At 65.2% G+C, this 23155-nt stretch carries 21 protein-coding genes; 15 read left to right on the top strand and 6 right to left on the bottom strand.

All coding sequences use genetic code 11. The annotated features are described in order from the left end of the window. Positions 1–90 precede the first annotated feature (90 nt). From rplM to RM2_RS02835, 5 genes are all read left to right on the top strand, one after another. Positions 91–534, top strand: coding sequence for a 50S ribosomal protein L13 (rplM, locus tag RM2_RS02860; protein ID WP_072687333.1), 444 nt, complete (start codon positions 91–93; stop codon positions 532–534). Further along, positions 531–1058, top strand: a complete 528-nt coding sequence (rpsI, locus tag RM2_RS02855; protein ID WP_072687332.1) for a 30S ribosomal protein S9 — start codon at positions 531–533, stop codon at positions 1056–1058. The genes rplM and rpsI overlap by 4 nt, the downstream gene beginning before the upstream one ends. A gap of 137 nt (positions 1059–1195) precedes the next feature. After that, a complete protein-coding gene (glmM, locus tag RM2_RS02845; RefSeq protein WP_072687330.1) occupies positions 1196–2527 on the top strand; it encodes a phosphoglucosamine mutase in 1332 nt (443 codons plus the stop codon). Positions 2528–2673: 146 nt separating this feature from the next. Continuing rightward, positions 2674–2982, top strand: a complete 309-nt coding sequence (locus RM2_RS02840; protein ID WP_072687329.1) for a hypothetical protein — start codon at positions 2674–2676, stop codon at positions 2980–2982. Beyond that, positions 2976–5060 carry an ICP22 family protein gene (locus RM2_RS02835; protein WP_072687328.1) on the top strand — a complete coding sequence of 695 codons (2085 nt, stop codon included), beginning with the start codon at positions 2976–2978 and terminating at the stop codon, positions 5058–5060. Before RM2_RS02840 ends, RM2_RS02835 begins: the two co-directional genes overlap by 7 nt. A gap of 398 nt (positions 5061–5458) precedes the next feature. On the opposite strand, the gene RM2_RS02825 is transcribed toward RM2_RS02835, so the two are convergent. Further along, positions 5459–5935 carry a hypothetical protein gene (locus RM2_RS02825; protein WP_072687327.1) on the bottom strand — a complete coding sequence of 159 codons (477 nt, stop codon included), beginning with the start codon at positions 5933–5935 and terminating at the stop codon, positions 5459–5461. 94 nt (positions 5936–6029) lie between these two features. Beyond that, positions 6030–6866: a dienelactone hydrolase family protein gene (locus RM2_RS02820; RefSeq protein ID WP_072687473.1), complete on the bottom strand. Its 837-nt coding sequence runs from the start codon at positions 6864–6866 to the stop codon at positions 6030–6032. A gap of 121 nt (positions 6867–6987) precedes the next feature. On the opposite strand from RM2_RS02820, the gene glmS reads away from it, so the two are divergent. Further along, positions 6988–8850, top strand: a complete 1863-nt coding sequence (glmS, locus tag RM2_RS02815) for a glutamine--fructose-6-phosphate transaminase (isomerizing) (RefSeq protein WP_072687326.1) — start codon at positions 6988–6990, stop codon at positions 8848–8850. A gap of 43 nt (positions 8851–8893) precedes the next feature. Here the strand turns inward: glmS and RM2_RS02810 are convergent, their stop codons facing one another. Further along, a complete protein-coding gene (locus RM2_RS02810; RefSeq protein ID WP_072687325.1) occupies positions 8894–9268 on the bottom strand; it encodes a cupredoxin domain-containing protein in 375 nt (124 codons plus the stop codon). Between the two features lie 53 nt (positions 9269–9321). Here RM2_RS02810 and RM2_RS02805 point away from each other — a divergent pair, with 53 nt between their 5' ends. The 6 genes from RM2_RS02805 to tsaD are packed head-to-tail and all read left to right on the top strand — an operon-like array spanning position 9322 to position 14736. Continuing rightward, a complete protein-coding gene (locus RM2_RS02805) occupies positions 9322–10803 on the top strand; it encodes an NAD(P)H-hydrate dehydratase (protein ID WP_072687324.1) in 1482 nt (493 codons plus the stop codon). Between the two features lie 17 nt (positions 10804–10820). Continuing rightward, the gene (alr, locus tag RM2_RS02800; RefSeq protein ID WP_072687471.1) at positions 10821–12023 is read left to right on the top strand and encodes an alanine racemase; all 1203 of its coding nucleotides are present in this window, start codon (positions 10821–10823) and stop codon (positions 12021–12023) included. A 5-nt stretch (positions 12024–12028) separates the two neighbouring features. Then, positions 12029–12517, top strand: a complete 489-nt coding sequence (tsaE, locus tag RM2_RS02795; protein ID WP_072687472.1) for a tRNA (adenosine(37)-N6)-threonylcarbamoyltransferase complex ATPase subunit type 1 TsaE — start codon at positions 12029–12031, stop codon at positions 12515–12517. Positions 12518–12566: 49 nt separating this feature from the next. Then, positions 12567–13226, top strand: coding sequence for a tRNA (adenosine(37)-N6)-threonylcarbamoyltransferase complex dimerization subunit type 1 TsaB (gene tsaB, locus RM2_RS02790; RefSeq protein ID WP_072687470.1), 660 nt, complete (start codon positions 12567–12569; stop codon positions 13224–13226). Continuing rightward, the gene (gene rimI, locus RM2_RS02785; RefSeq protein ID WP_072687323.1) at positions 13223–13702 is read left to right on the top strand and encodes a ribosomal protein S18-alanine N-acetyltransferase; all 480 of its coding nucleotides are present in this window, start codon (positions 13223–13225) and stop codon (positions 13700–13702) included. Before tsaB ends, rimI begins: the two co-directional genes overlap by 4 nt. Further along, complete coding sequence (gene tsaD / locus RM2_RS02780) at positions 13699–14736, top strand: tRNA (adenosine(37)-N6)-threonylcarbamoyltransferase complex transferase subunit TsaD (protein ID WP_072687322.1); 1038 nt, start codon at positions 13699–13701, stop codon at positions 14734–14736. The genes rimI and tsaD overlap by 4 nt, the downstream gene beginning before the upstream one ends. On the opposite strand, the gene RM2_RS02775 is transcribed toward tsaD, so the two are convergent. Then, entirely contained in the window at positions 14729–16267 is a 1539-nt protein-coding gene (locus RM2_RS02775; protein ID WP_072687321.1) for a DUF7159 family protein, read from the bottom strand. The genes tsaD and RM2_RS02775 overlap by 8 nt on opposite strands. A 204-nt stretch (positions 16268–16471) precedes the next feature. On the opposite strand from RM2_RS02775, the gene RM2_RS02770 reads away from it, so the two are divergent. Then, positions 16472–17008 carry a potassium channel family protein gene (locus RM2_RS02770; RefSeq protein ID WP_072687320.1) on the top strand — a complete coding sequence of 179 codons (537 nt, stop codon included), beginning with the start codon at positions 16472–16474 and terminating at the stop codon, positions 17006–17008. 37 nt (positions 17009–17045) lie between these two features. Here the strand turns inward: RM2_RS02770 and RM2_RS02765 are convergent, their stop codons facing one another. Beyond that, a complete protein-coding gene (locus tag RM2_RS02765; RefSeq protein ID WP_072687319.1) occupies positions 17046–18770 on the bottom strand; it encodes a TIGR03767 family metallophosphoesterase in 1725 nt (574 codons plus the stop codon). A 299-nt stretch (positions 18771–19069) separates the two neighbouring features. After that, positions 19070–20791: a TIGR03767 family metallophosphoesterase gene (locus RM2_RS02760; protein ID WP_072687318.1), complete on the bottom strand. Its 1722-nt coding sequence runs from the start codon at positions 20789–20791 to the stop codon at positions 19070–19072. A gap of 260 nt (positions 20792–21051) precedes the next feature. Here RM2_RS02760 and groES point away from each other — a divergent pair, with 260 nt between their 5' ends. Next, on the top strand, positions 21052–21351 hold the full coding sequence (gene groES / locus RM2_RS02755; RefSeq protein WP_072687317.1) for a co-chaperone GroES: 300 nt from the start codon (positions 21052–21054) through the stop codon (positions 21349–21351). Positions 21352–21445: 94 nt separating this feature from the next. Further along, positions 21446–23056, top strand: a complete 1611-nt coding sequence (gene groL / locus RM2_RS02750; RefSeq protein ID WP_072687316.1) for a chaperonin GroEL — start codon at positions 21446–21448, stop codon at positions 23054–23056. Positions 23057–23155: the final 99 nt, after the last annotated feature.

Below are 23155 nucleotides of genomic sequence, written 5' to 3'. Positions count from 1 at the left end.
CTGGCGGTTCTCGGGTCTCAACTGGCCGCCGAGAATCGCTTCGACGATACGCAATGGCCAGCAGCGGATTGAACAAGACGAGGAAGTTCTGTGTCTACGTACACCCCGAAGGCCGGAGATGTGACCCACACGTGGCACGTCATCGACGCCACTGACGTGGTGCTCGGCCGCCTTGCCGTCCAGGCAGCCAACTTGCTGCGCGGCAAGCACAAGCCCACCTATGCACCGCACATCGACGGTGGCGACTTCGTCGTCATCATCAACGCAGACAAGGTTGCCATCAGCGGCAACAAGCGCGACGGCAAGTTCCTGTACCACCACTCCGGATTCCCCGGTGGTCTGAAGTCCCGCTCAGTCGGTGAGGTTCTCGACAAGAACCCCGACCGCCTCGTGGAGAAGGCCATCGTCGGCATGCTCCCCAAGACCAAGCTGGGCCGCGCCATGAGCAGCAAGCTGAAGGTCTACGCGGGCCCGAACCACCCCCACGCCGCGCAGCAGCCGGCGCCATTCGAGATCAAGCAGGTGGCCCAGTGACGGCGCCGGAGGAGCAGAACGTGTCCAACCCCGAAGAGATCACCGAGGCTGTCGAGGTCGCGGCGGACGAGTACGTGTCCGTTGAGGTCGCAGAGGACATCGAGGTCGCGACTGCTTCGCAAGCCCCGATCGTGATCGATCGGGCCATCCAGACCGTCGGTCGCCGTAAGGAAGCGGTCGTCCGCGTCCGTATGACCCCCGGTTCGGGAGACTTCAAGCTCAACGGCCGCACGATCGAGGACTACTTCCCGAACAAGGTGCACCAGCAGCTGATCAAGGCTCCGCTGGTCACGGTCGAGCGGGCAGAGTCCTTCGACATCGTCGCACTGCTGCACGGTGGCGGACCGTCCGGACAGGCCGGCGCCCTGCGCCTGGCCATCGCCCGCGCGCTCATCGAGGTCACGCCGGAGGACCGCCCCGCCCTCAAGGCCGCCGGATTCCTCACGCGTGACGCCCGCGCCGTTGAGCGCAAGAAGTACGGTCTGAAGAAGGCCCGCAAGGCATCTCAGTACTCAAAGCGCTGATGTGCCGCCGAGGTCGGCCCGCGAGGTCGGCCTCGGCACCTGTTCTTCCCGAGAGCAGGCGTCCATGGTTACCGGACGCCTGCTCTCGGGCGTTATCCGAGATGTAGTGGATTTCCAAGATGCGAGGGGTCTGGTCTATGGGTCGGTTGTTCGGGACGGATGGGGTTCGCGGTCTGGCGAATACCGAGCTGACCGCCGAGCTGGCATTGCAGCTGTCCGTCGCCGCCGCGACAGTCTTGGCGCCGGGGTCGGCCCGCCGGACAGCTGTGGTCGGGCGGGATCCCCGGGCCAGCGGCGAGATGCTCGAGGCAGCCGTCATCGCAGGGTTGACATCTGCTGGGGTGGACGTTCTGAACGTCGGGGTGCTGCCGACGCCTGCCGTGGCCTTCCTGACCGCTGAGTTGGAGTCGGCCCTCGGTGTCATGATCTCCGCCTCGCACAATCCGATGCCGGACAACGGCATCAAGATCTTCGCGGAGGGGGGACACAAACTCGACGACGAAGTGGAAGACCGGATCGAGGCGGTTGCCGCCGGAACTTTGACCCGACGAGCACCGACCGGTGTCGGCATCGGACGCGTTCACACCGTGCCGGACGCTGCCGACAGGTATCTGCGGCACTTGGCCACAGCACTCGAGTGCAGCCTCGCGGGCCTGACCGTGGTTGTGGACTGCGCGCACGGTGCCGCGTCCGGTGTGGCTCCCGCCGCCTACCGGGCTGCCGGCGCCACCGTGGTCGCGATCAATGCCGAACCCGACGGACTCAACATCAACGATAGCTGCGGGTCCACGCACATCGAGGGCTTACAGAAGGCAGTTCTCGATCACGCCGCCGATCTCGGACTCGCGCACGACGGAGACGCCGATCGATGCCTCGCGGTTGATGCGAGCGGCTCGCTGATCGACGGAGACGCGATCATGACGGTGCTCGCGCTGGGCATGCGTGACGCGGGGGAATTGGTCGACAACACTCTCGTCGCGACCGTCATGAGCAACCTCGGCCTGCACATCGCAATGCGCGAGGCCGGGATCTCACTCGTTACGACCGCCGTCGGTGACCGTTACGTCCTCGAAGGACTCCGATCCGGTGGCTTCAGCCTGGGCGGGGAGCAGTCGGGCCACGTCGTGCTCCCCGCGTTCGGCACGACCGGCGACGGGGTCCTGACGGGACTGCTACTGATGGGGCGGATGGCGCAGACCGGACAGCCGATCGCGGAACTCGCGTCTGCGATGAAGACGCTTCCGCAGGTCCTGGTGAACGTGAAGGTCGCTGACAAGCGGGCCGTCGCCGGGTCTTCGGCCGTGCTGCAGGCGGTAGCTGCGGCCGAACGAAGCCTCGGAGAGAACGGCCGGGTACTGCTGCGCCCGTCGGGCACTGAACAACTCGTACGCGTGATGGTCGAGGCCTCGGACTTCGACATTGCTCGAAAACTTGCCGACGAACTGGCAGGCACCGTCGCCTCCGTGTAATCAGTCTCCGTGTAATCAGTCACGGTGTAGTCGGTCGCGGTGTAGTCGGTCGCGGTGTAATCGATCACGGGGCGCCGGTCGGACAGGGGAACCGATCGATGCGCTGTCGCGTCTAATGCAGTAGGTCGCCGAGGGAGGGTGGGGCAATGAGCGATGGACTCGAGGTGGATGTCACGGCGGTGATTAACGCCGGGGCGAGAATGGTGCGGTCCGCGGAGGTTCTGAGACAGCAGACGATCGATCTCGATCGACTCGAGTTCTGCGGGGCGCAGGCGGGTCGCGACTATGCCGCTAAGGGCGAGGCTTTGCGCGACGCACTCGGTGTCGTGGGAGTTGTCTTCGGGGAATGGGCCGCGGACGCCGAGTCGGTCGGCCGCGCGCTCGAGGCAGCCGCGGCGCGGTACTCGGGAACGGACACGAACTTCTCCGCGAACATCGGCGAGGTGCGATGGTGAGTACCGATCCGAGGGCGTTGATCGACGATCCGAACCTGAGCCGCGAGTACAAGGTGCAGCTCCTGCGGGCATGGGCGGCCGCACGTCAGGGCGATGAGGCTTCGTGGCAGCCCTATCTGGACGAGTACCGGCTCGGTGAGCGTGACCAGACGCCGGCCGCCGATCAGCGCTACACCAAACTCCTTCGGGACGGAGACGACGCGCAGAAAGCGAACGCATCGCGCCTCGAGTTGGAGGAGCGGATTCGTCCGGATTCCCTGAATGAGCCCGATGACATGCTCGACCTGGGCGCGCGCGGTCTCGAGTTGTTCGAACTGTTCCTTCCGGCGGCAAGAAAGCTGGGGTACGAGAGCAGGTTGCTCACCGACTACTACGCCCGGTTCGACGCCGAGCGGGGGATGCGCCTGCAGTCACTCGGCCACGACCTCGACATCCTCGGCCGCAGTCTCGACGCTGGGCGCTCCGAACTGAGCGAACACGAGAAGTGTCTGTCCACGGTGCGCTCGGGGTGGAGCGGGATCGCCGCTACGGCAGCGATGGAGACGGCGGATCGGCAGAACGCGAGGGCCGAGGCCGGTCTCGCCCGGCTGGACGGTCTCGCCGAGGTGTTGTTCGAGGCCAACCTGACACTGAGTGCTGCGGTGACGAGTAAGGCATTCAAGGTGGTGTCACTGCATCAATCCACCGTCGGTGGGTACAGCGCCGCGCAAATCGATGTCCTCGCCGACATCTATGTCAATGGCAAGGACGGCGACAATTCCCGTGCGAAAGATTGTATGGAAGATGCGTCGTACTGGTTCCCGGAACTCGCGGACGACGACTACCGCCACATAAACGGCCTGTACAAGGACGGCGGCAGTGGCAATCTTCGCCGACTCGACCGAGACGACGTCGTGCGGCGGGCGGCCGGAATCGTCAAGGATTGGTTCGCCTCAAATTTCCGGTGGGTGTACGAGGAGAAGCAGCGGGAATTCGCGGCGGCGTGCGAGGACTGTTCCGAAGCAGTCGACGCGGCCTACGACAGCGCGATCGCCGAGGCGCGAACCATCGAGGCGCAGAAGGGTATCCGGCCTGAGGGCATCGCTGATCAAGGACCGATAGTCGACTGCAACGGAGTTCCCAACGCTGAGAGCGCACCAGCACCCCACCCGGGACCGATCGCGGCGCCGCCGGATCCCGGGTGTGCGGGCACTACAGCCGCGCAGGCCGGTCAGCCCGGTGGCGGCGGGGGTTCTGCCCCTGCCTCGACCGCACCTGCTGCGTCCCCGTCCGTTGTGCCGGGGCCGGTCGCGCCGACTGGTCCGAGCCTCGCTCCCACACCGGGTGGCGTACCCGGCTGGGGCGGTCTCCCGGGGTTGGGCGCGTTCCCCGGTGTCGGAGCTGCACCCGTCTCGGGTGATTCCGCCGATGTGCGACAGGGGCTGGCAGCAGGTCTGGGCGAACTCGGTTCGATCATTCGCCCGCTGATCGACGACGCCGTGTCGGGGCTCGCTAGGACGCACGACGAAGATCTCCGCGACGAACTTGGTGATTCACGCGAAGAAGAGGTTCACGACGGCCTCGCCGGAGCAGTTCGCGAGAAGAATCTCGAGTTGATCATCGACGGAAAGTCGTGGACGCTCTCGATCGACGAGGACGATCGGGGCATTCACCTCGAGATGACTGACGGGCAGGGCGGAACGTCCAGGTTCGGCGTCGAGATCGGCCCGGACGGACTGCCTCGCATCGTGGAGGAAACCGGTGCGAGCGAGGTGCCTTCCGAGGCGACACCGGACGTGGTGCCCGATTCGCAGGATCCCGGCATCGGAGGGGACCAAGGCGAAGGGTCGACTGCAGAGTCGGTGCTCGAAGCCAGCCCCGCGGTCTGTGCACCCCAGCAGGAGGAGGTACTGCTTCCCGCGCCGGACGAAGCGCCCGCAGGTGCGCCGCAACCGTTGATCGTGACACAGCACGAATCGGCTCCCGACTCGTCTTCGGAGCCTCAGCCGTTACGGGAATCGTTGCCGATCCCCGAATCTGAGCTCGGCACGGAAACAGGCGACAGCGGCGCCGAGTTGGCTGAGGCCGGCCCCCTGTGAGTGATCGTGCCGCACAGTTGCGCGCGCACCGTACCCAGATGAGAGCCGACCTGGAGGTGTTTCGGGAGCGGATCGCCGAACGCCGGGTGAGAGACGACGTGGCGGCCGATCACCGTCGTGCCGGACCCAATGTTCCCCGACATGTTCCCCGACCCGAGGCAGAGTCGGTATCGAGGTCTTCTGCACCGAGGCGCGAACCAGTCGAAGACGATGACGAATTCTACCGTCCGCGTAGCTGGCTGGTGTAGCCGGAGGTACTTCCCGATCAGGTTGAATGCGCTGGTACGGCAGCGGGTCTGGGCAATGTCGGTTCGATCTCCGGGGCCAGGCTGTTCTGACCCGACCCCCGCCCTACCCTGCCCGCGGTGTGATCGCCGCGAAGAGAGCGAGCATTCAGGCTAGCTGATGTAGATGTAGTGGGACACGCCCTTGGCGATGTGTGAGGCAGAGCCGATTGACATGAGACTTACTCCGGCCCCGATGGGTACTTGGTAGCTGACCGGCTCCTGCGGGCCGACCCCGCCGTCGAGCGGGAGATACTGTACGTGCTCGAATGGGAAAACCCCGTCGACCCAGATCGCCTTCATGGTGGCGTCGCAGCCCGGGGCGGCTCTTCCCTGAGAGGTGAGGGTGATGGTCGCCATTCCCGGCTCTTCGGGGTGGTCCTGAATTCTCGTATGGACCACGCCGCCGCATCCTCTACTGAGGAAGTGGACGACATCGTCTCCCAAGATGCCGCCCCGCTTGAATACATCGGGGCGGAGGACAGGCGGCTGCGCCTCCTGTGCCGACGCGACACCGGTCAATCCGATAACGCTCGCCGCAGCGAGCGCCGTCGCCGCCAGCGCTCGAATGGCGCTGTGGGCCTTGCTCATAAAGTCCCGCTCTTGTGGGTGAAGTCCTGAGTTCTGTCTCAGGGCCGAACGAGGGTATCGGATCGCGGTAGCCGGTTGCGACGACGGACCTACTTCAGATGTGGGAGCGCAGGCCTTCGAAATCGGCGCCCGCGCGCTCCTCGTGCGGATCGACGAGCGTCGTGTGGGGGAGTTCGGCATCTTGCTCCGCGAACATCTCGTACTTCTTGTCTCCGAGAAGGCGATAGAGCAGGAAGCCGGTCAACAGGGCTCGTGTGGTCTGCTGGGTCTTCCGCTCGGAGCCACCGACCCCGAGTGCGCCGAGCAATCGGCGACCTTCGATGAGACCGGAATCCGACGCGTCATCGACGGCGCGGAGGATCTGCTCTCCGCCCCACGCCGCGGCGAGGGACTTGGCGTTGCTGTTCATGGTGTCGATGTCGGTGCCGGCGACGATGAGCGCCGGAGCTGTGATCTCGGACGCATAGTTCTCGGCCTTCGGGGCAGTCGGTGCCGGGAAGAGTGCGGCGACCGCAGACACGTCCCGCCGGGCGGCGGCGAGGACAGCCGCTCCCGCACCCATTCCGTGACCCGCGAGAGCCACCCGACCGGGGTGCACGCTGATCTGACCGGGACCGAGGCGCACACCCACGCAGATGTCGATTGTGGCTTTCAGGTCTGTAGCGAGACCCAGGTGGGAGGGCAGAGGACCGCGTTCGCTGTCGGGGGCAGCCACGACGATTCCCCAGGAAGCGAGGTGTTCGAGCGTCTTCCGATAGTGGTCGGCGCCGGTCATCCAGCCGTGGGCGAATGCGACGGCGGGCAGGTCGAAGCCTGATTCCGGCGTGTATACGACTCCCGGCTGTCCCGCCACGGCGAGGTCGCCCCTCAGTACGCGGTGCGGTCCCCGCTTGGACAGTTCACGGGCCAGGGTCTTCGGATTCGGCGCCACGAGGAGAACGTTATCCGATCCCTGAGTCGTCGAGAGAGCCGATGGGGTCTCCACTGGAACATCCGGTGCGGCCCGCACTCCGACTTCGCGGCGGCCCACGGCCGCAGTACCCTGATCAACCATGTGCGGAATCGTGGGATACGTCGGCCACCGTCAGGCTCTGACTGTTGTGGTGGAAGCTTTGCGGCGGATGGAATACCGCGGATACGATTCTGCCGGAATTGCCGTTCTCGACGGGAACCGTGGGATGACGGTCGAGCGGAAGGCCGGTCGGCTGGCGAATCTCGAGGCCGAACTCGACGAGATAGGCGCACCGGCCTTCACCGGTAGTACGGGGATCGGCCATACGCGATGGGCGACGCACGGTCGCCCCACCGACCGGAATGCGCACCCGCACCGTGATGCGAACGGCACGGTCGCCGTGGTGCACAACGGCATTATCGAGAATTTCGCCCCGCTGCGGGCAGAACTCGAACGCGACGGAGTCGAGTTCGCCAGCGACACCGACACCGAGGTCGCGGTACACCTCGTCGCCCGCGCGTACGCCGCGGGCGAGACTGCTGGTGACTTCGTCGCGAGCGCGCTGAGCGTGCTGCGGAGGCTCGAGGGTGCATTCACTCTTGTCTTCGCGCACGCTGACCACCCGGATACCATCGTCGCGGCGCGTCGCTCGACGCCGTTGGTCATCGGTGTCGGCAAGGGAGAGACGTTCCTCGGTTCCGACGTCGCGGCGTTCATCGAGCACACCCGCGACGCGGTGGAACTGGGTCAAGATCAGGTTGTGGTGATCACAGCCGATGGGTACTCGATTCTGAACTTCGACGGTTCGGAGGCGCAGGGCCGACCGTTCCGCATCGACTGGGATCTTGCGGCCGCAGAGAAGGGCGGCCACGACTACTTCATGCTCAAGGAGATCGAGGAACAACCGGCCGCTGTCGCGGACACCCTGCTCGGTCACTTCGCGGACGGGAAAATCGTCCTCGACGAGCAGCGACTGTCGGATCAGGAGCTGCGCGACGTCGATAAAGTCTTCGTCGTCGCCTGTGGCAGCGCCTACCACTCGGGTCTACTCGCGAAGTATGCGATCGAGCACTGGACGCGCCTGCCTGTCGAGGTGGAACTGGCCAGCGAGTTCCGGTACCGCGACCCGGTGTTGGACCGGTCCACGCTGGTCGTGGCGATCTCTCAGTCCGGTGAGACGGCGGACACCCTCGAAGCCGTGCGCCATGCCAAGGATCAGAAGGCGCGGGTCCTGGCGGTATGCAACACGAATGGTGCCCAGATCCCTCGCGAAGCCGACGCCGTCCTCTACACCCGAGCAGGTCCGGAGATCGGTGTCGCGTCAACTAAGGCTTTCCTCGCCCAGGTCACAGCGAACTACCTGGTCGGCCTGGCGCTCGCCCAAGCGCGCGGTACCAAGTATCCAGACGAGGTCGCGCGCGAGTACGCAGACCTCGAGGCGATGCCTGATCTGGTCCGCCGGGTCCTCGGGACTGTCGAACCGGTGCGTGCCCTGGCGCGAGAGTTGGCGTCGTCGTCGACGGTGTTGTTCCTGGGCCGTCACGTCGGCTACCCCGTGGCACTGGAGGGTGCGCTCAAGCTCAAGGAGCTGGCGTACATGCATGCCGAGGGGTTCGCGGCCGGTGAGCTCAAGCACGGACCGATCGCATTGATCGAAGACGGTCTGCCGGTGATCATCGTGATGCCGTCGCCGAAGGGCCGGGCGGTGCTGCACTCGAAGCTGCTCAGCAACATCCGGGAGATTCAGGCCCGGGGTGCGCGGACCGTCGTGATCGCGGAGGAAGGAGACGAGGCCGTGCGCCCGTTCGCCGACCACCTGATCGAGATCCCGGCGGCGCCGACGCTGCTGCAACCGTTGCTGTCGACGGTGCCGTTGCAGGTCTTCGCGGCCGAGGTTGCGCAGACCCGAGGCTACGACGTCGACAAGCCGCGTAACCTCGCGAAGTCGGTCACCGTCGAATAGCGCCTACCGGGGCGGCACCTACGGGGCGGGCACGGACCGCACCCTATTGGGTCACGACGACCGTGCCCCGCATGTCGGGGTGCAGTGAACATGTGTATTCGTAGGTTCCAGGTTCTGTGAATGCGTGGGTGTAGCTGCCCGTCCGCATCAACTGACTCCTCAGCACACTCTTCGCGGCGCCGATTCCCGTCACGTCATGGGTGACACCCCTGTCGTCGAAATTCCAGGTGACGGTTTCCCCTGCCCTGATGGTGAGCATTGCGGGTGCGTAGGCCATATTCGCGACCTCGACGACCGGGCTGCCCGGCAAGTCGGCGACCTCCTGATTGCCCGAACCACAGCCGGCGACGACGCCCGCGGTTGAAATACCGGCGGCGACAACTATTCCGGCGACCCACGACTTTCCACGTCCAAGCATGCTGTCGAGCGTAGTCTGAGCCCCGTACCGACCCTTTTCGATGAGGAGTTCCCATGAGGGGCTACTACACCGCTGACGAGGTTCGATCCGCAGAGGCGCCGCTGATGGCGTCTCTTCCCGAAGGTGCACTGATGCGGCGCGCAGCGCGCGGGCTCGCGTCGACGGTGGCGTCCGAACTGCGGGTGCGGACGGGTGGGGTCGCGGGTCGCGTCGTCACGCTACTGGTGGGGTCCGGCGACAATGGCGGTGATGCACTCTGGGCAGGGGTGATGCTGCGTAAGCGCTCGGTCGCAGTTTCCGCGGTGTTGCTGATACCGGAGAAGGCCCACAAGGAAGGGTTGGCAGCCTTCATGGCCGCCGGGGGGCGGATTGCCGCTCACACAGACGGACTGGGGCCACCGGACCTCGTGATCGACGGGATCGTGGGGCTCTCCGGAAAGGGTCCGTTGCGTCCTGACGCGGCTGCGCTGGTCCGCCGGATCGAGGTTCCGATTGTTTCGGTGGACCTGCCGAGCGGAGTGGACCCGGATACCGGGGCGGTCGAAGGTCCTGCCGTGCATGCCGCGGTCACCGTGGCTTTCGGTGCGCTCAAACCGGTCCATGTGCTCGGGGCGACGCACTGCGGCCGGGTGGAGTTGGTGCCCATCGGCTTGTCTCTCGGCGAGGCTGGGACGAGCGCATTCGAACCCGCCGAGGTGGGCGCGGCGTGGCCGACTCCGGGAGCCGAGGACGACAAGTACTCGCAGGGTGTGGTCGGGGTGGTGGCGGGGAGCGAGGGATACCCCGGCGCGGGCGTCCTGTGCACCGGCGCAGCGGTCACCGCCACATCCGGACTGGTCCGCTACGTCGGCCCTTGCACGAGCGAGGTGCTCGCGCATTCGCCGGAGGTGATCGCGACCCCCGACCTCGCGAAAGCGGGGCGCGTCCAGTGCTGGGCGGTGGGACCGGGCATGGGCACGGATGACGCGGGTCGTCGCACGCTGCGGACGGTGCTCGAGTCGGACGTTCCGGTGCTGGTCGACGCGGACGGTCTCACCTTGCTCGCCGAGGATCCCGACCTGGTGCGTTTCCGGACCGCGCCGACATTGCTGACCCCCCATGCCGCCGAGTTCGCCCGACTGACCGGGACGGATCCAGGGCCGGACCGGATGGCGGCGGTACGTGCCCTCGCCGCCGACTGGCAGGCTCACGTGCTACTCAAGGGCAGGGCCACGGTGATCGCGGAACCTGGTGGTCACGTCTTCGTCAACGAGGCCGGTAGTTCGTGGTCGGCCACAGCAGGTGCGGGGGACGTGCTCGCCGGGATCGTGGGATCACTGATGGCCGCGGGCATCGCCCCGAACCGCGCAGCGGCGATGGGCGCGCGCGCACACTCACTGGCTGCGAATCTGGCCGCCCGAGGTGAGTGTGCGGGCCCCTCTGCAGGACGTGGGGCCGCTCCGATCTCGGCCGGGGCGCTGCTCGCGCACCTCAGGGAATCGATCAGGGTCCTGCGTGCGGGGATTTCACCCGAGAGAATGTCGGATCTATCGTGAATGAGAAGATCGAGCACATGAGGTTCGCTGAAACAGTGTCGTCGGGTGAGCGCGGCCACCACACAGGCCGTGTAGCCCGAGCCCGGGCGAAGCCTGCGCCGCAGGCGGAAGCGGTGGTGGATTTGGCTGCGATCGCCCACAACGTCCGAATTCTGCGCGAAAGCGCCCGCGACGCCGCTCTGATGGCCGTCGTGAAGGCGGACGGCTATAACCATGGCGCCGTGCCCGTCGCGAAGGCAGCGTTGGCCGCCGGAGCGTCGGAACTCGGGGTGACGACGGTGTCGGAGGCACTTGCACTGCGACGAGCGGGAATCGACGCGCCCGTCCTCGCCTGGATGCACACCGTCGACGCCGATTTCGCGCCCGCGATCTTGGCAGGGGTCGAGTTGGGGGTGTCCTCGCCGCGCCATGTCGCCGCAGTGGTCGCGGGCGCGCACAGAGTCGGGACCACGGCGATCGTCACGATCAAGGTGGACACGGGACTGAACCGCAACGGTGTGGCACCCGACGAATTGGAGCAGGTTCTGGTCGATCTGGCGCGTGCACAGGCCGAGGGTTCGGTGCGGCTTCGCGGTATCTTCTCGCATCTGGCCCACGCCGACGATCTGCACCATGCCACCATTGACTCTCAGCAGGAACGCTTGGTGAGTGCTGTCGGGGACGCCAAGCGTCAGGGCCTGATCCCCGAAGTGGTCCATCTCTCCAATTCTGCGGCCACGCTGACCCGGCCCGACCTTCGATTCGACATGGTCCGCCCGGGAATTGCGATATACGGCTTATCTCCCGTTCCTGGTCAGTACGGATTGCGTCCGGCGATGACCCTGAGATCGAGGGTGGCCCTGGTGAAGAAGGTTTCGGTAGGCGAAGGCGTGTCCTACGGGCATCAGTGGGTGGCACCCCGCGACACGACGGTGGCGTTGCTTCCGTTCGGATACGCCGACGGACTCCCCCGTGCGCTCAGCGGTCGATTCGAGGTCCAACTCGGCTCGTCGCGCCGTCCCGGTATCGGCCGCGTCTGCATGGACCAGGTGGTCGTAGACCTAGGACCCGATGGCGGCGGAGTCAGCGAAGGCGATACCGCGGTGTTCTTCGGCAACGGGGATCTCGGCGAACCTACCGCGCAGGCGTGGGCCGACGAACTCGACACCATCCACTATGAGGTGGTGACCGGGGTGCGAGGACGCACCGTGCGCAGCTACGTCGGTGGAACGCCGACGTGAGTCCGATGTCGTCTGAGGACGGTGGGCTCGCCATGAGCGGGACAGTGGTGTTGCCCACGTCGGCGGATACCGAACAGTTCGGGCGAACCCTCGCGAGGGGACTCGTTGCGGGTGATCTCGTAGTACTCGACGGACCCCTCGGTGCGGGGAAAACCGCACTGACGAAGGGTATTGGAGCGGGACTCGGGGTGCGCGGCCGAGTAACATCCCCCACCTTCGTCATCGCGCGCGAACATCGGCCGGGGACAAGAACAGACGGGGGCACGCCGGTCGGTATGGTGCATGTGGACGCCTACCGACTGGGTGGAAGCGGACCGCACGCACTGGACGAACTCGACGCCCTCGACCTCGATACCGACCTGGCGTCCGCAGTGGTGGTCGTCGAATGGGGAGAGGGCATCGTCGAACAGTTGACCGATCGTCACCTGCGTGTGCGCCTGCGCCGTGAACCGGAGATGGATGTCCGGACGGCGCACTGGGAGTGGACTTCTTGAAGGGTCAGGTGTCGGGAGCGATTCCGGCGTGCGAGTACTCTCAATTACCGTGCTTGTTCTCGCCATTGACACGTCCACGCCTGCCGTGACCGCCGGGGTCGTCCGCGTCTCGGGCGACTCTGCAACCGTGGGAGCGGTGGATACCCTCGCGGTGCGCGTGACGGTCAACCCGCGCGCGCACGCGGAAGTGCTGACTCCACACATCCTGGAGTGCCTCACCGCGTCAGGTCACGTGGCAGCGGATCTCGACGTGGTCGTGGTCGGTACGGGGCCGGGACCGTTCACCGGTCTGCGGGTGGGGATGGCCACCGCCGCCGCATTCGCGGACGCACTGGGTATTCCGGTCCACGGAGTGTGCAGCCTCGATGCCATCGCAGCGCAGGTAGACGGCGATCGAAACCTGCTCGTCGTCACCGATGCCCGCCGCCGCGAGGTGTACTGGGCGCGGTACTCGGCAGGGCAGCGGGTGGAGGGCCCCGCCGTCGTGAAGCCGCGCGAACTCGAGCCCATGCCGTCGGAGGTGGTGGCAGGTTCTCCTTCGCATGTCGACTTGTTCGATCTTCCGGTGGAACCCGTCGAAACACCTTCGCCCGCAGGTCTTGTCTCGGTGGCAGCGGACGCACTGCTTGGTGGCGCGACGCCTGATCCGCTCGTACCGCTCTACCTTCGGCGCCCGGATGCGGTCGAGTTGGCGGACCGGAAGAAATGACGTTCCGCATCGAACCAATGGCGGGAGCGGACGCGGAGCGGTGCGCGGAACTAGAGGTACTTCTTTTCACTGGTGACGGACCGTGGAGCGCTGAGGCTTTCCGGGCGGAACTCGTCGCCCCGCACGCGCACTACACGGTGGCGCGGGACGACGTGGGTCAACTCGTTGGATACGCTGGAATCGCACTGTTGGGCAACAGTTCGCAGCCCGAATCCGAGATACACACGATCGGGACGGATCCGGCATGCCGGCGCCGGGGTGTCGGCCGCGCTCTCCTGGACGAACTCCTCCGAAGGGCCGATGCTCACGGCGGCCCGGTGTATCTCGAAGTGCGAACGGATAACGATGCGGCAATCGCGCTGTACCGACATGTTGGATTCGAGATCGTGGGAACCCGTAAGAAGTACTACCAACCGAGCGGTGCCGACGCGTTCACGATGCGGCGGTCCGGATCGCGTGAGGAGCAAGTGCAATGATCGTCATGGGTATCGAAAGCTCTTGTGACGAAACCGGAGTCGGGATCGTTCGGTGGAACGGCGACGGCACGTGTGAACTCCTCGCGGACGAGGTGGCATCCAGCGTCGACCAGCACGCCCGCTACGGCGGGGTCGTACCTGAGGTCGCATCCCGCGCCCACCTCGAGGCGATCGTTCCGACCATGCGGCGCGCTCTCGCAGTCGCCGGGATCTCCAAGCCGGACGCGCTTGCCGTCACCATTGGCCCCGGTCTCGCCGGCGCCCTGCTCGTAGGTGTCGCAGCCGCGAAAGCGTATGCGGCGGCCTGGAACGTGCCGTTCTACGCGGTGAATCATCTTGGCGGCCACGTTGCAGTCGACACTCTCGAACACGGACCGATGCCGCCGTGTGTGGCGTTGCTCGTCTCGGGTGGACACACCCACCTGCTGCACGTCGAGGATCTCGCGGAGCCGATCGCCGAACTCGGCACTACCGTCGACGATGCTGCCGGGGAGGCTTTCGACAAGGTGGCCCGGCTCCTCGGACTTGGATTCCCCGGTGGCCCTGCCCTTGATGCCGCGGCACAGTCGGGCGACGGGAATGCCATCCCCTTCCCTCGAGGCATGACCGGGCCGAGGGATGCGCGCCACGATTTCTCCTTCTCTGGACTGAAGACGGCTGTCGCACGCTACGTGGAGTCCAAGGAGCGGGCGGGCGAGTCCTGGTCTGTGCCTGACATCGCGGCGAGCTTCCAGGAAGCCGTCGCCGACGTTCTGACGATGAAAGCGGTACGCGCCGCGCGCGACGTCGGGGTGGACACACTGGTGCTCGGTGGCGGTGCCACGGCGAACTCGCGCATTCGCGCACTTGCAGAGGAGCGCTGCGCGGAAGCCGCTCTGACGCTGCGGATCCCTAAACCGCGACTGTGCACCGATAACGGAGTGATGATCGCGTCGCTTGGCGCGCACCTGATCGCGGGCGGTGCCGAACCCTCGCTGCTCACCACGGCGAGTGATCCCGGTCTGTCCGTCGCGACCAGCCAGGTGTTCAGCTGACCGATGCCTCCGTGGCCACATCCGTGATTGGGAGGGTCATGCGCACACTGGGTTGAGCGTCGCCGGGGACTGTGTCGGCGTCGCTGACAGATTGCGTCTCGCCGGGATCCGGCGAGGTTGTGCCGGATCCCGGAATCATCGGGAGCGGTTCCTCAAGTGTGGCGGGGGATGCGGTGGGAACTGCCGGTTCGGGCTCGGAGGTTGTCAGCTCCCGCAGGGGGGATTCTCCCGGAACCTGTGGCCAAAGGGGCGGAGTGGCCGGCCACTCGATGCGCGGCGCCGGGCGTTGCGCCGGATTGATCGGAATCGACCGCGTGGTGGTGGTCTGGGTCGTCGAATCGAATGCTCGCGCGTGAGCATCGCGAATCTCCGGCTTGGATGTGTGCTGAACGACCCCACCCGGAGAGTGTTCCGAGGTCGGCGGGGGGTCGAAGGACGAAACCTGAGAAGTGGTGGGCACTTTCGTCGTGGTCGCGAGACGTTCGGTGGCCTGGAACATATCGGTGCCCACCGGGAACACATTGGGAGCGGCGGGGGGTATGAGTTCATGGACACCGAAGCTGAGAACGAGTGCGCCGACCACGAGAGCCCCGGCGAGGGTGCCGGATACTCTCGAGATTGAGACTGGGCGGTTCGATCCGGTGGCTGGATACTCGTGGATGGTCGAGGAGACGGCGAGCAGCGCCGCGCCCCTTGCCGTCGCGGTGTCGGGTTCGGGCACCGTGACGACCTGGATGGTGAGGGCATCGGTAGCGGTGGCTTTGATCGTGGGAATGTTCGCGACACCGCCGACCAGGGCCAGGGCGTCGGGAGGGCGCGCCGAGTCGGCGATCGTGGCACGGATGAACTCGACGGCGGCATGGACGGTCGGTGCGGCGATCTCGTCGAAACTGGTACGGCTGATCTCGACCGGCCGAACGCCCTGCAGATCGACGTCCACATGCGCGCTCGGCTCCGAAGACAGTTGCTCCTTGGCGACGCGGCATCGAGCCGAGAGCAGGGCCCTGTCCAAGTAGCGCAATGGATGCGGGGTTGGGAGACTGCCCATTACGTGGCCATAGATGAGGTCGTCAATTCCGCGGCCACTGACATCGCTTGTGCGGTCGGCGTGTAGCACAGTGCCGGTCACCTGATCGACCACGACAACGGACAGTCCGGACTCGCCGAAGTCGGCAATGGCCACGGTGGCGTGTTGGGCGACCTGGCCGGTGTGCCGCAAGTAGGAGAGCGCCGCGACGGCCTCGGGTACGAGATGCACGCGGTGCCGCTGTCTGCTGACGGCGTTCCGAATCGCGCGGGCCTGTTTGGGGGTTCGATAGGCGACAGCGACCGCATCGGGGGTGGCGGGGGCCACGGGAACCTGCGTGGTCATCAGTGAGATCGATGACCGGACCAGATGGCTGAGATCGGAACGCGATTGGTCCGCAGAGAGGAAGCGAAACTCGACGTTCTGCGCACCGTTCGACGAGGTGGTGACGAGGGCAGAACCGACGCCTGCTGCACCGATAGACATCCCCAACGACGAACCCATCGCACACCACCTTGCATATTCGACGCGTGACCTGCTGTCTCTGTCGGAGCGTCCACCTCAGCCGAGAATTCCTACCCGCTGCATCGGCGAATGTTACCCGAACGTTACAGAAAATTCGCGGACATTGCTCCCGGCTTCAGAACCAGGGGCGGAGGATTGCGCTCGATAGCCCGACTCACCTGCATAGTTGTCCAAAGGAACCTTATGGGACGCGCGAGTGATTCTCGTAACCTCACTCACAGTGAGCGTCGTCGACTGTTGTGGCGCGCGGTCATTCGCCCGCTGTTCATGGTGGCCATCTGCGTAGTGGCTTACTTCGTCCTGCCCTGGACGTCCATCGACGACCTTTCTGTGCCAGGTCTCCTGGTCGGCGGTCTAATTGTCGTTCTCGCCGTGGCGGCCTGGCAGCTGCAGCGCATCATCACCTCGGAAGCCCCGGTACTCCAGGGCGTCGAAGCGCTTGCCGTGATCCTGCCCGTGTATCTCCTCGGCTTCTCGGCCACCTATCTGCTGATGTCCGAGCGATTTCCCGAGTATTTTTCCGAACCCCTCACTCGGATGGGGGCACTGTACTTCTCGCTCACGGTCTTCTCGACTGTCGGGTTCGGCGACATCGTCGCGTCGACCGATCCGGCCAGAGCCGTCGTGAGCCTGCAGATCATCGGCAACATGATTGCCATCGGGGTGGGTATCCGACTAGTCGTGGCCGTCGTCGGCTGGTCAAGACGACGACGGAGTTAGCTCACGCAGAGCGGGCACGCTTACAGTGAGTCCAGGATCAGGAACGGCCCGACTCGAGCAACAGTTCGACGTTCTGGTCCCGGGCCTTGCCCTCTCTATTGCTATTGGAATCCGGAGAGTCGTTGAAGGAGAATTCCCGGTACAGCGACGCCAACCCTAGGGGTGAGAGGTCGGTGTAATTGACGGAATAGGGGCTGTCGGCCTCGAAGAGAGTGGCGAGGAGTGAGACGGTGCCGTCGGCGTTGTCGGCCACCTCGATGATCCGCCCGAGTTGGGGGAAGTCGATGTGCGACGCCGTGTTGATCTCCCAGAACGACCGATCCGGGCTGGATCCTTCCCAGGGCTTGATCCTGTTCCTATGGGTGTGGCCGTTCACCCACGCGAGTACATTCGGGAACCGGTGCAGCAGGTCCACCAACTCGGCACCCGGGATCCGGCGTTCGGACGGGTGTGTCGGATCCGGTTCGAGATCGTCCATGCTCCAACTGGTGTGGTGGCTGAACAGGATGAACCAGGTGTCGCTGCCCTGTCCCGCCACCGGTGAGCCGTCCGTGTCGTAGTAGCGACTGCTCCCGTCCCTGAGGGTTTTCTCAATCCACCGGAACTGTGCCTCGCCGAGCGAGCCCTCGGTAGTGCCGGCGCGGTTGGTGGAGTCCATGCTGATTCCGATGACGCCGGGGGCGATCTCGAATGTGTAGTAGCCGATCCCAGTCTCACCGGCGTCCGAGTTGAAACCGTGGCCGACCGGTCCAGGGCCGGTGTTCTCCGGTTTCAGGTGTTCGGCAATGAATTCTTCCGGTGTGAACGGTTTCCGGGAGAGGTCGGCCGTGACCGTCCGTCGCGGCGTCGTCACCGCAGACAATGCGGTGAGAACGTCTCCTGCGCGGCCAGAACTGGCGGCAGAGCCGACCGACATCGACTCCTTCGTCGGGGGCAACTCGAACTTTCGTGAGCCCGTGTACATCTCTTCGATCAGTGTGATGCCGTTCGGGAGGGTGCCCTGCACCGAATCGTCGTGATTGCCGAACACGCAGTACCACGGGGTGTTCAGGCCGGGGCTGGTGAAGGGTGTGATCGCGGCGTCGAGCAGTCCCGGCAGGTCGGGGAAACCGGCCTTCTTGTATATGTCCTGGATCGACAACCCGGGGTTCCAGTACAGGTCTGCACCGGAGTCCTGCACACCTTCGTAGGTGTCGGGATCACCGGTGTTGGGGGTGATGGTGCCGCCGTTCATGGCTGTGAGGAACCAGTCCAGTTCGACGGTTTCCTTGTTGTCGGTGTTGTCGCCGGTGGTCACGACCGCGTCGAATGCACGCCCGGTGTACGGACCGGAGGCGACCGTGTTGACCTGCCTGACGAGGGCGGCGAGGCCCTGGGTGGTGAGTGTCTCCTGGGGGCGGTAAGCGGAACCCGCAAACCCTTCGACGTATTCGAAGCGAACGGGGGACTGGGCGTCGACTATGTGGACGTCGGTCAGTTGCACGAAGGAGGCCAGTGCGGTGCGCCGGTCTTCGCGGCCGCTCGCTGCCTCGGCGAGTTCGTCGCGGACGATCGTCTGCCAGCCCGGCCCCGCCTCGAGTCTGCGGTATCCGGAGCTGCCTTGCGGGCGGGCGACCGCTTGGAGAGTGGTGCCGGCGCCGGAGGTGGGCAACGGAGTCGCGCCCGCGTATTGCAAACCCCAAGGGCGCGTTCCCAATCCCACCGCCCCTACCGCTCCGAGCCCAGCGAAAGTCAGAAATGAACGTCGAGTGATATCAGCCACGCGGGAACCGTACGTGAGGATTAATCGATCGACGACGGTTTCTGTAATACCTACTACATGTGATGCCCATCACATCGCTCTGGCTGTGAGCGCGGTCGACTGCCGTGGCGCACGGTCAGGCACCCGCTGTTGGCGGCAGCAGTGTGCGGAGCGTCCCCAACTGTCGAAACTTCGTCTCGAGTCCTCCATGCGCAGTCCGGGAACGGTCCGAAGGATCGGGGTGGATCACTGTTTGTTCGACAGCGTGTTACACCCCGACACCCGGGCCGCATAATTTCGCACCCACAGTGAATGCGGGCTCAGGCACGTGAAGGGAGTAACAGTTCGACGTTACGGTCGCCCTCGTCTCCGGTGCGTAGTTCTGGAGTGGCGTGAATGTCGTTGAAGGAGAACTCCCGGTACAGCGACGCCAGTCCTAGGGGTGAGAGGTCGGTGTAGCCGACGGAATAGGGACTGTCGGCCTCGAACAGGGTGGCGATGAGGGAAACAGTGCCGTCGTTGTTGTCGGCCACCTCGATGATCCGCCCGAGTTGGGGGAAGTCGATGTGCGATGCCGTGTTGATCTCCCAGAACGACCGATCCGGAGTGCTTCCTTGCCATGGGGTGATCTTGTTCTCATGGGTGTGGCCGTTGACCCACGCGAGCACGTTCGGGAACCGGTGCAGCAGGTCCAGCACCTCGGCACCGGGTATCCGGCGTTCGGACGGGTCTGTCGGATCCGAGTTCAGGTTGTCCATGCTGCCACTGGTGTGGTGGCTGAACAGGATGAACCACGTGTCATTGCCTGGATTCGAGACCGGTGAGTCGTCGGTGTCGTAGTACCGACTGCTCCCGGCAATCAGGGTTTGCTCGATCCACTTGAACTGTGCCTCGCCGAGCGAGCCGTCGACGTAGCCGGCGCGGTTGGTGGAGTCCATGCTGATTCCGATGACGCCGGGGGCGATCTCGAAGGAGTAGTAGCCGATCCCGGTTTGGCCGGCGTCCGGTGCGAAACCGTGGCCGACCGGTCCCGGGCCGGTGTTCTCCGGTCTCAGGTGTTCGGCAATGAATTCTTCCGGTGTGAATGGCTTTCGGGAGAGATCGGCTGTGACCGTCCGCGGCTTCGAGGTGAACGCGGACAATGCGGTGAACACGTCTCCCGCGCTGCCGGAACTGGAGGCAGAGCCCAGCGAACTGGACTCCTTCGCCGAGGGCACCTCGAACTTCTTTGAGCCCGTATACATGTCTTCGAGCAGCGAAATGCCGTTCGGGAGGGTGCCCTGTACCGAATCGTCGTGATTGCCGAACACGCAGTACCACGGGGTGTTCAGGCCGGGGCTCGAGAACGTGGTGAGCGCGGCGTCGAGCAGTCCCGGTAGATCGGGGAAGCCAACCCTCTTGTACATGTCCCGGATTTCTGAGCCTGGGTTCCAGTACAGGTCGGCACCGGAGTTCTGCACGCCTTCGTAGGTAGTGAGATCACCGGTGTTGGGGACGATGGTGCCGCCGTTCATGGCGGTGAGGAACCAGTTCAGTTCGACGGTTTCCTTGTTGTCGGTGTTGTCGCCGGTGGACACGACAGCGTCGAAGCCGCGCCCGGTGTGCGGACCGGCGGCGAGCGTGTTGACCCGCCTGACCAGGGCGGCGAGGCCCTGAGTGGTGAGTGTCTCCTGGGGACGGTGGGCGGAGCCTTCGACGGGATGGAGGTATTCGACGCGAGCGGGGGACTGGGCGTCGACGATGTGGACGTCGGTCACTTGTACGAAGGAGGTGAGTGCGGTGCGCCGGTCCTCGCGACCGGTCTGGGCGTCGGCGAGCTCGTCGCGGACGATCATCCCCCAGCCCGGTCCCGCCTCGAGCTTGCGATATCCGGAGCTACCGGCCGGGCGGGCCACCGCTTCGAGGGTAGTGCCGGCGCCGGAGGTGGGTAGCGGTTGCGCGCCCGCATATTGCAAACCCCAAGGGCGCGTTCCCAATCCCACCGCCCCTACCGCTCCGAGCCCAGCGAAAGTCAGAAATGAACGTCGAGTGATGTCAGCCACGCGGGAACCATACTCGAGAGGCTAGAGATTCCGCAATACTCGATTCACACCCGCTTCACCTAGAGTTCACAATTCCGCAATACTTGATTCGCTACCCTCCACCTTGAGGGTTGGCACTCTCACGTATAGAGTGCCAAGTGGCGCCGATCGAGCTCCGGCACCCGCGACGACGGGGCTGTGTGAAGTGCCGTAAACGGAACACTCAAACAGGAGTCCGAGGAAGTCCTCGGACCGAGATACCCCAAAGTGGAGGGCTCATCGTGGCGAGCGTGAACATCAAGCCGCTCGAGGACAAGATCCTCGTCCAGGCCAATGAGGCAGAGACGACGACCGCCTCCGGCCTGGTCATCCCCGACACGGCCAAGGAGAAGCCCCAGGAGGGCACCGTCGTCGCCGTCGGCGAAGGCCGCGTCAACGAGCAGGGCAAGCGCATCCCGGTCGACGTCAAGGAAGGTGACACGGTCATCTACTCCAAGTACGGCGGAACCGAGATCAAGTACGCCGGTCAGGAGTACCTGATCCTGTCGGCACGTGACGTGCTGGCTGTCGTCTCTAAGTAAGACATACGTGATCCGCCCCGGAGTCCCTACAGGATCCCGGGGCGGAGTGCGTTCACGCGCGTAAAACCCTGAGATCCAGGAGAAGACAGAACATATGTCCAAGCAGATTGAGTTCAACGAAACCGCGCGCCGGTCACTCGAGCGTGGGGTCGACAAGCTTGCCGACGCGGTCAAGGTGACCTTGGGTCCGCGTGGCCGCCACGTAGTACTGGCCAAGGCGTTCGGTGGCCCCACGGTCACTAACGACGGTGTCAGTATCGCAAGGGAGATCGAGCTGGAGGACCCGTTCGAAAATCTCGGCGCGCAGCTCGTCAAGAGTGTCGCCACCAAGACCAACGATGTCGCAGGAGATGGCACGACGACGGCTACCGTGCTGGCGCAAGCCATCGTGCGGGGCGGTCTGAAGAACATCGCGGCAGGTGCGAACCCGATGGCGCTCGGCGTCGGTATCACCGCCGCAGCCGAAAAAGTCGTCGAGGCATTGCTCGCCGCAGCCACCCCGGTCGCAGGCAAGAAGTCCATCGCCCAGGTCGCTACCGTGTCCTCGCGGGACGAGGAGATCGGCGAACTGGTCGGCGAGGCTCTCACTCGCGTCGGCACGGACGGAGTCGTCACGGTGGAGGAGTCCTCCACCGTCGCGACCGAACTCGTGATCACCGAGGGCGTCCAGTTCGACAAGGGCTTCCTGTCGCCGTACTTCGTCACGGACCTCGATGCACAGAAGGCTGTCTACGAGGACGCTCTCGTGTTGCTGTACCGCGAGAAGATCAGCTCCCTGCCCGACTTCCTGCCGTTGCTGGAGAAGGTTGCCGAGAGCGGCAAGCCGCTCCTCATCATCGCGGAGGACGTCGAGGGAGAGGCGCTCTCGACGCTGGTGGTCAACTCCATCCGCAAGACCATCAAGACCGTCGCCGTCAAGGCGCCGTTCTTCGGCGACCGACGCAAGGCGTTCCTCGACGACCTCGCCGTCGTCACGGGTGGCACAGTCATCAACTCGGATGTGGGCCTTACGCTGAAGGATGCCGGGCTGGATCTGCTCGGTAGCGCGCGCCGCGTCGTGGTCAGCAAGGACGAGACCACGATCGTGGACGGTGCGGGCACCGCCGCGGACATCGAAGGTCGCGTCGCGCAACTACGTCGGGAGATCGAAAACACCGACTCCGACTGGGATCGCGAGAAGCTCGAAGAGCGTCTGGCGAAGTTGGCCGGCGGTGTCGCCATCATCAAGGTGGGTGCGGCAACGGAGACCGACCTCAAGGAGCGAAAGTTCCGCGTCGAGGACGCCGTGAACGCAGCCAAGGCCGCTGTCGCGGAGGGTATCGTCCCCGGTGGCGGTTCCGCTCTGGTCCAGGCCGGCGTAGAGCTGGCCGACGGCCTCGGTCTGACCGGCGACGAGGCCACGGGTGTCAGGGTGGTCCGCCAGGCCCTGCAGGCTCCCCTGTTCTGGATCGCCAACAATGCAGGCCTCGACGGTTCCGTCGTGACCAGCAAGGTTGCGGAACTGCCGAAGGGCCACGGTTTCAATGCCGCGACACTGACCTACGGTGACCTGCTCGCCGACGGTGTGGTGGACCCTGTCAAGGTCACCCGCTCCGCGGTCGTCAACGCGGCCTCCGTCGCGCGGATGATCCTCACCACCGAGAGTGCAGTGGTCGAGAAGCCGGCGGCGGAAGAAGACTCGACGGGCCACGGGCACGGCCACTAGTCGCGGCTGTCGAGACCGCTCGAACATATTGCGTTCGAGACGAACCCCCGCACGGATCAATGTGCGGGGGTTCGTCTCGTCCTGGGTAGCCACTCATCT

Source organism: Rhodococcus marinonascens NBRC 14363, assembly GCF_001894885.1.
Lineage (GTDB): Bacteria > Actinomycetota > Actinomycetes > Mycobacteriales > Mycobacteriaceae > Rhodococcus_F > Rhodococcus_F marinonascens.
The sequence above is the reverse complement of the archived record's forward strand: the minus strand, read 5'-3'. Positions and strand labels throughout refer to the sequence as shown.

What these genes read in the sequence shown, in the direction of transcription:
- RM2_RS02805 (WP_072687324.1), top strand. Translation starts at nt 9,322, where the DNA reads ATGAGGGGCTACTACACCGCTGACGAGGTTCGATCCGCAGAGGCGCCG.
- RM2_RS02825 (WP_072687327.1), bottom strand. Translation starts at nt 5,935, where the DNA reads ATGAGCAAGGCCCACAGCGCCATTCGAGCGCTGGCGGCGACGGCGCTC.
- RM2_RS02775 (WP_072687321.1), bottom strand. Translation starts at nt 16,267, where the DNA reads ATGGGTTCGTCGTTGGGGATGTCTATCGGTGCAGCAGGCGTCGGTTCT.
- RM2_RS02840 (WP_072687329.1), top strand. Translation starts at nt 2,674, where the DNA reads ATGAGCGATGGACTCGAGGTGGATGTCACGGCGGTGATTAACGCCGGG.
- tsaD (WP_072687322.1), top strand. Translation starts at nt 13,699, where the DNA reads ATGATCGTCATGGGTATCGAAAGCTCTTGTGACGAAACCGGAGTCGGG.
- RM2_RS02770 (WP_072687320.1), top strand. Translation starts at nt 16,472, where the DNA reads ATGGGACGCGCGAGTGATTCTCGTAACCTCACTCACAGTGAGCGTCGT.
- rimI (WP_072687323.1), top strand. Translation starts at nt 13,223, where the DNA reads ATGACGTTCCGCATCGAACCAATGGCGGGAGCGGACGCGGAGCGGTGC.
- glmM (WP_072687330.1), top strand. Translation starts at nt 1,196, where the DNA reads ATGGGTCGGTTGTTCGGGACGGATGGGGTTCGCGGTCTGGCGAATACC.
- alr (WP_072687471.1), top strand. Translation starts at nt 10,821, where the DNA reads ATGAGGTTCGCTGAAACAGTGTCGTCGGGTGAGCGCGGCCACCACACA.
- RM2_RS02835 (WP_072687328.1), top strand. Translation starts at nt 2,976, where the DNA reads ATGGTGAGTACCGATCCGAGGGCGTTGATCGACGATCCGAACCTGAGC.
- glmS (WP_072687326.1), top strand. Translation starts at nt 6,988, where the DNA reads ATGTGCGGAATCGTGGGATACGTCGGCCACCGTCAGGCTCTGACTGTT.
- RM2_RS02810 (WP_072687325.1), bottom strand. Translation starts at nt 9,268, where the DNA reads ATGCTTGGACGTGGAAAGTCGTGGGTCGCCGGAATAGTTGTCGCCGCC.
- groL (WP_072687316.1), top strand. Translation starts at nt 21,446, where the DNA reads ATGTCCAAGCAGATTGAGTTCAACGAAACCGCGCGCCGGTCACTCGAG.
- tsaE (WP_072687472.1), top strand. Translation starts at nt 12,029, where the DNA reads ATGTCGTCTGAGGACGGTGGGCTCGCCATGAGCGGGACAGTGGTGTTG.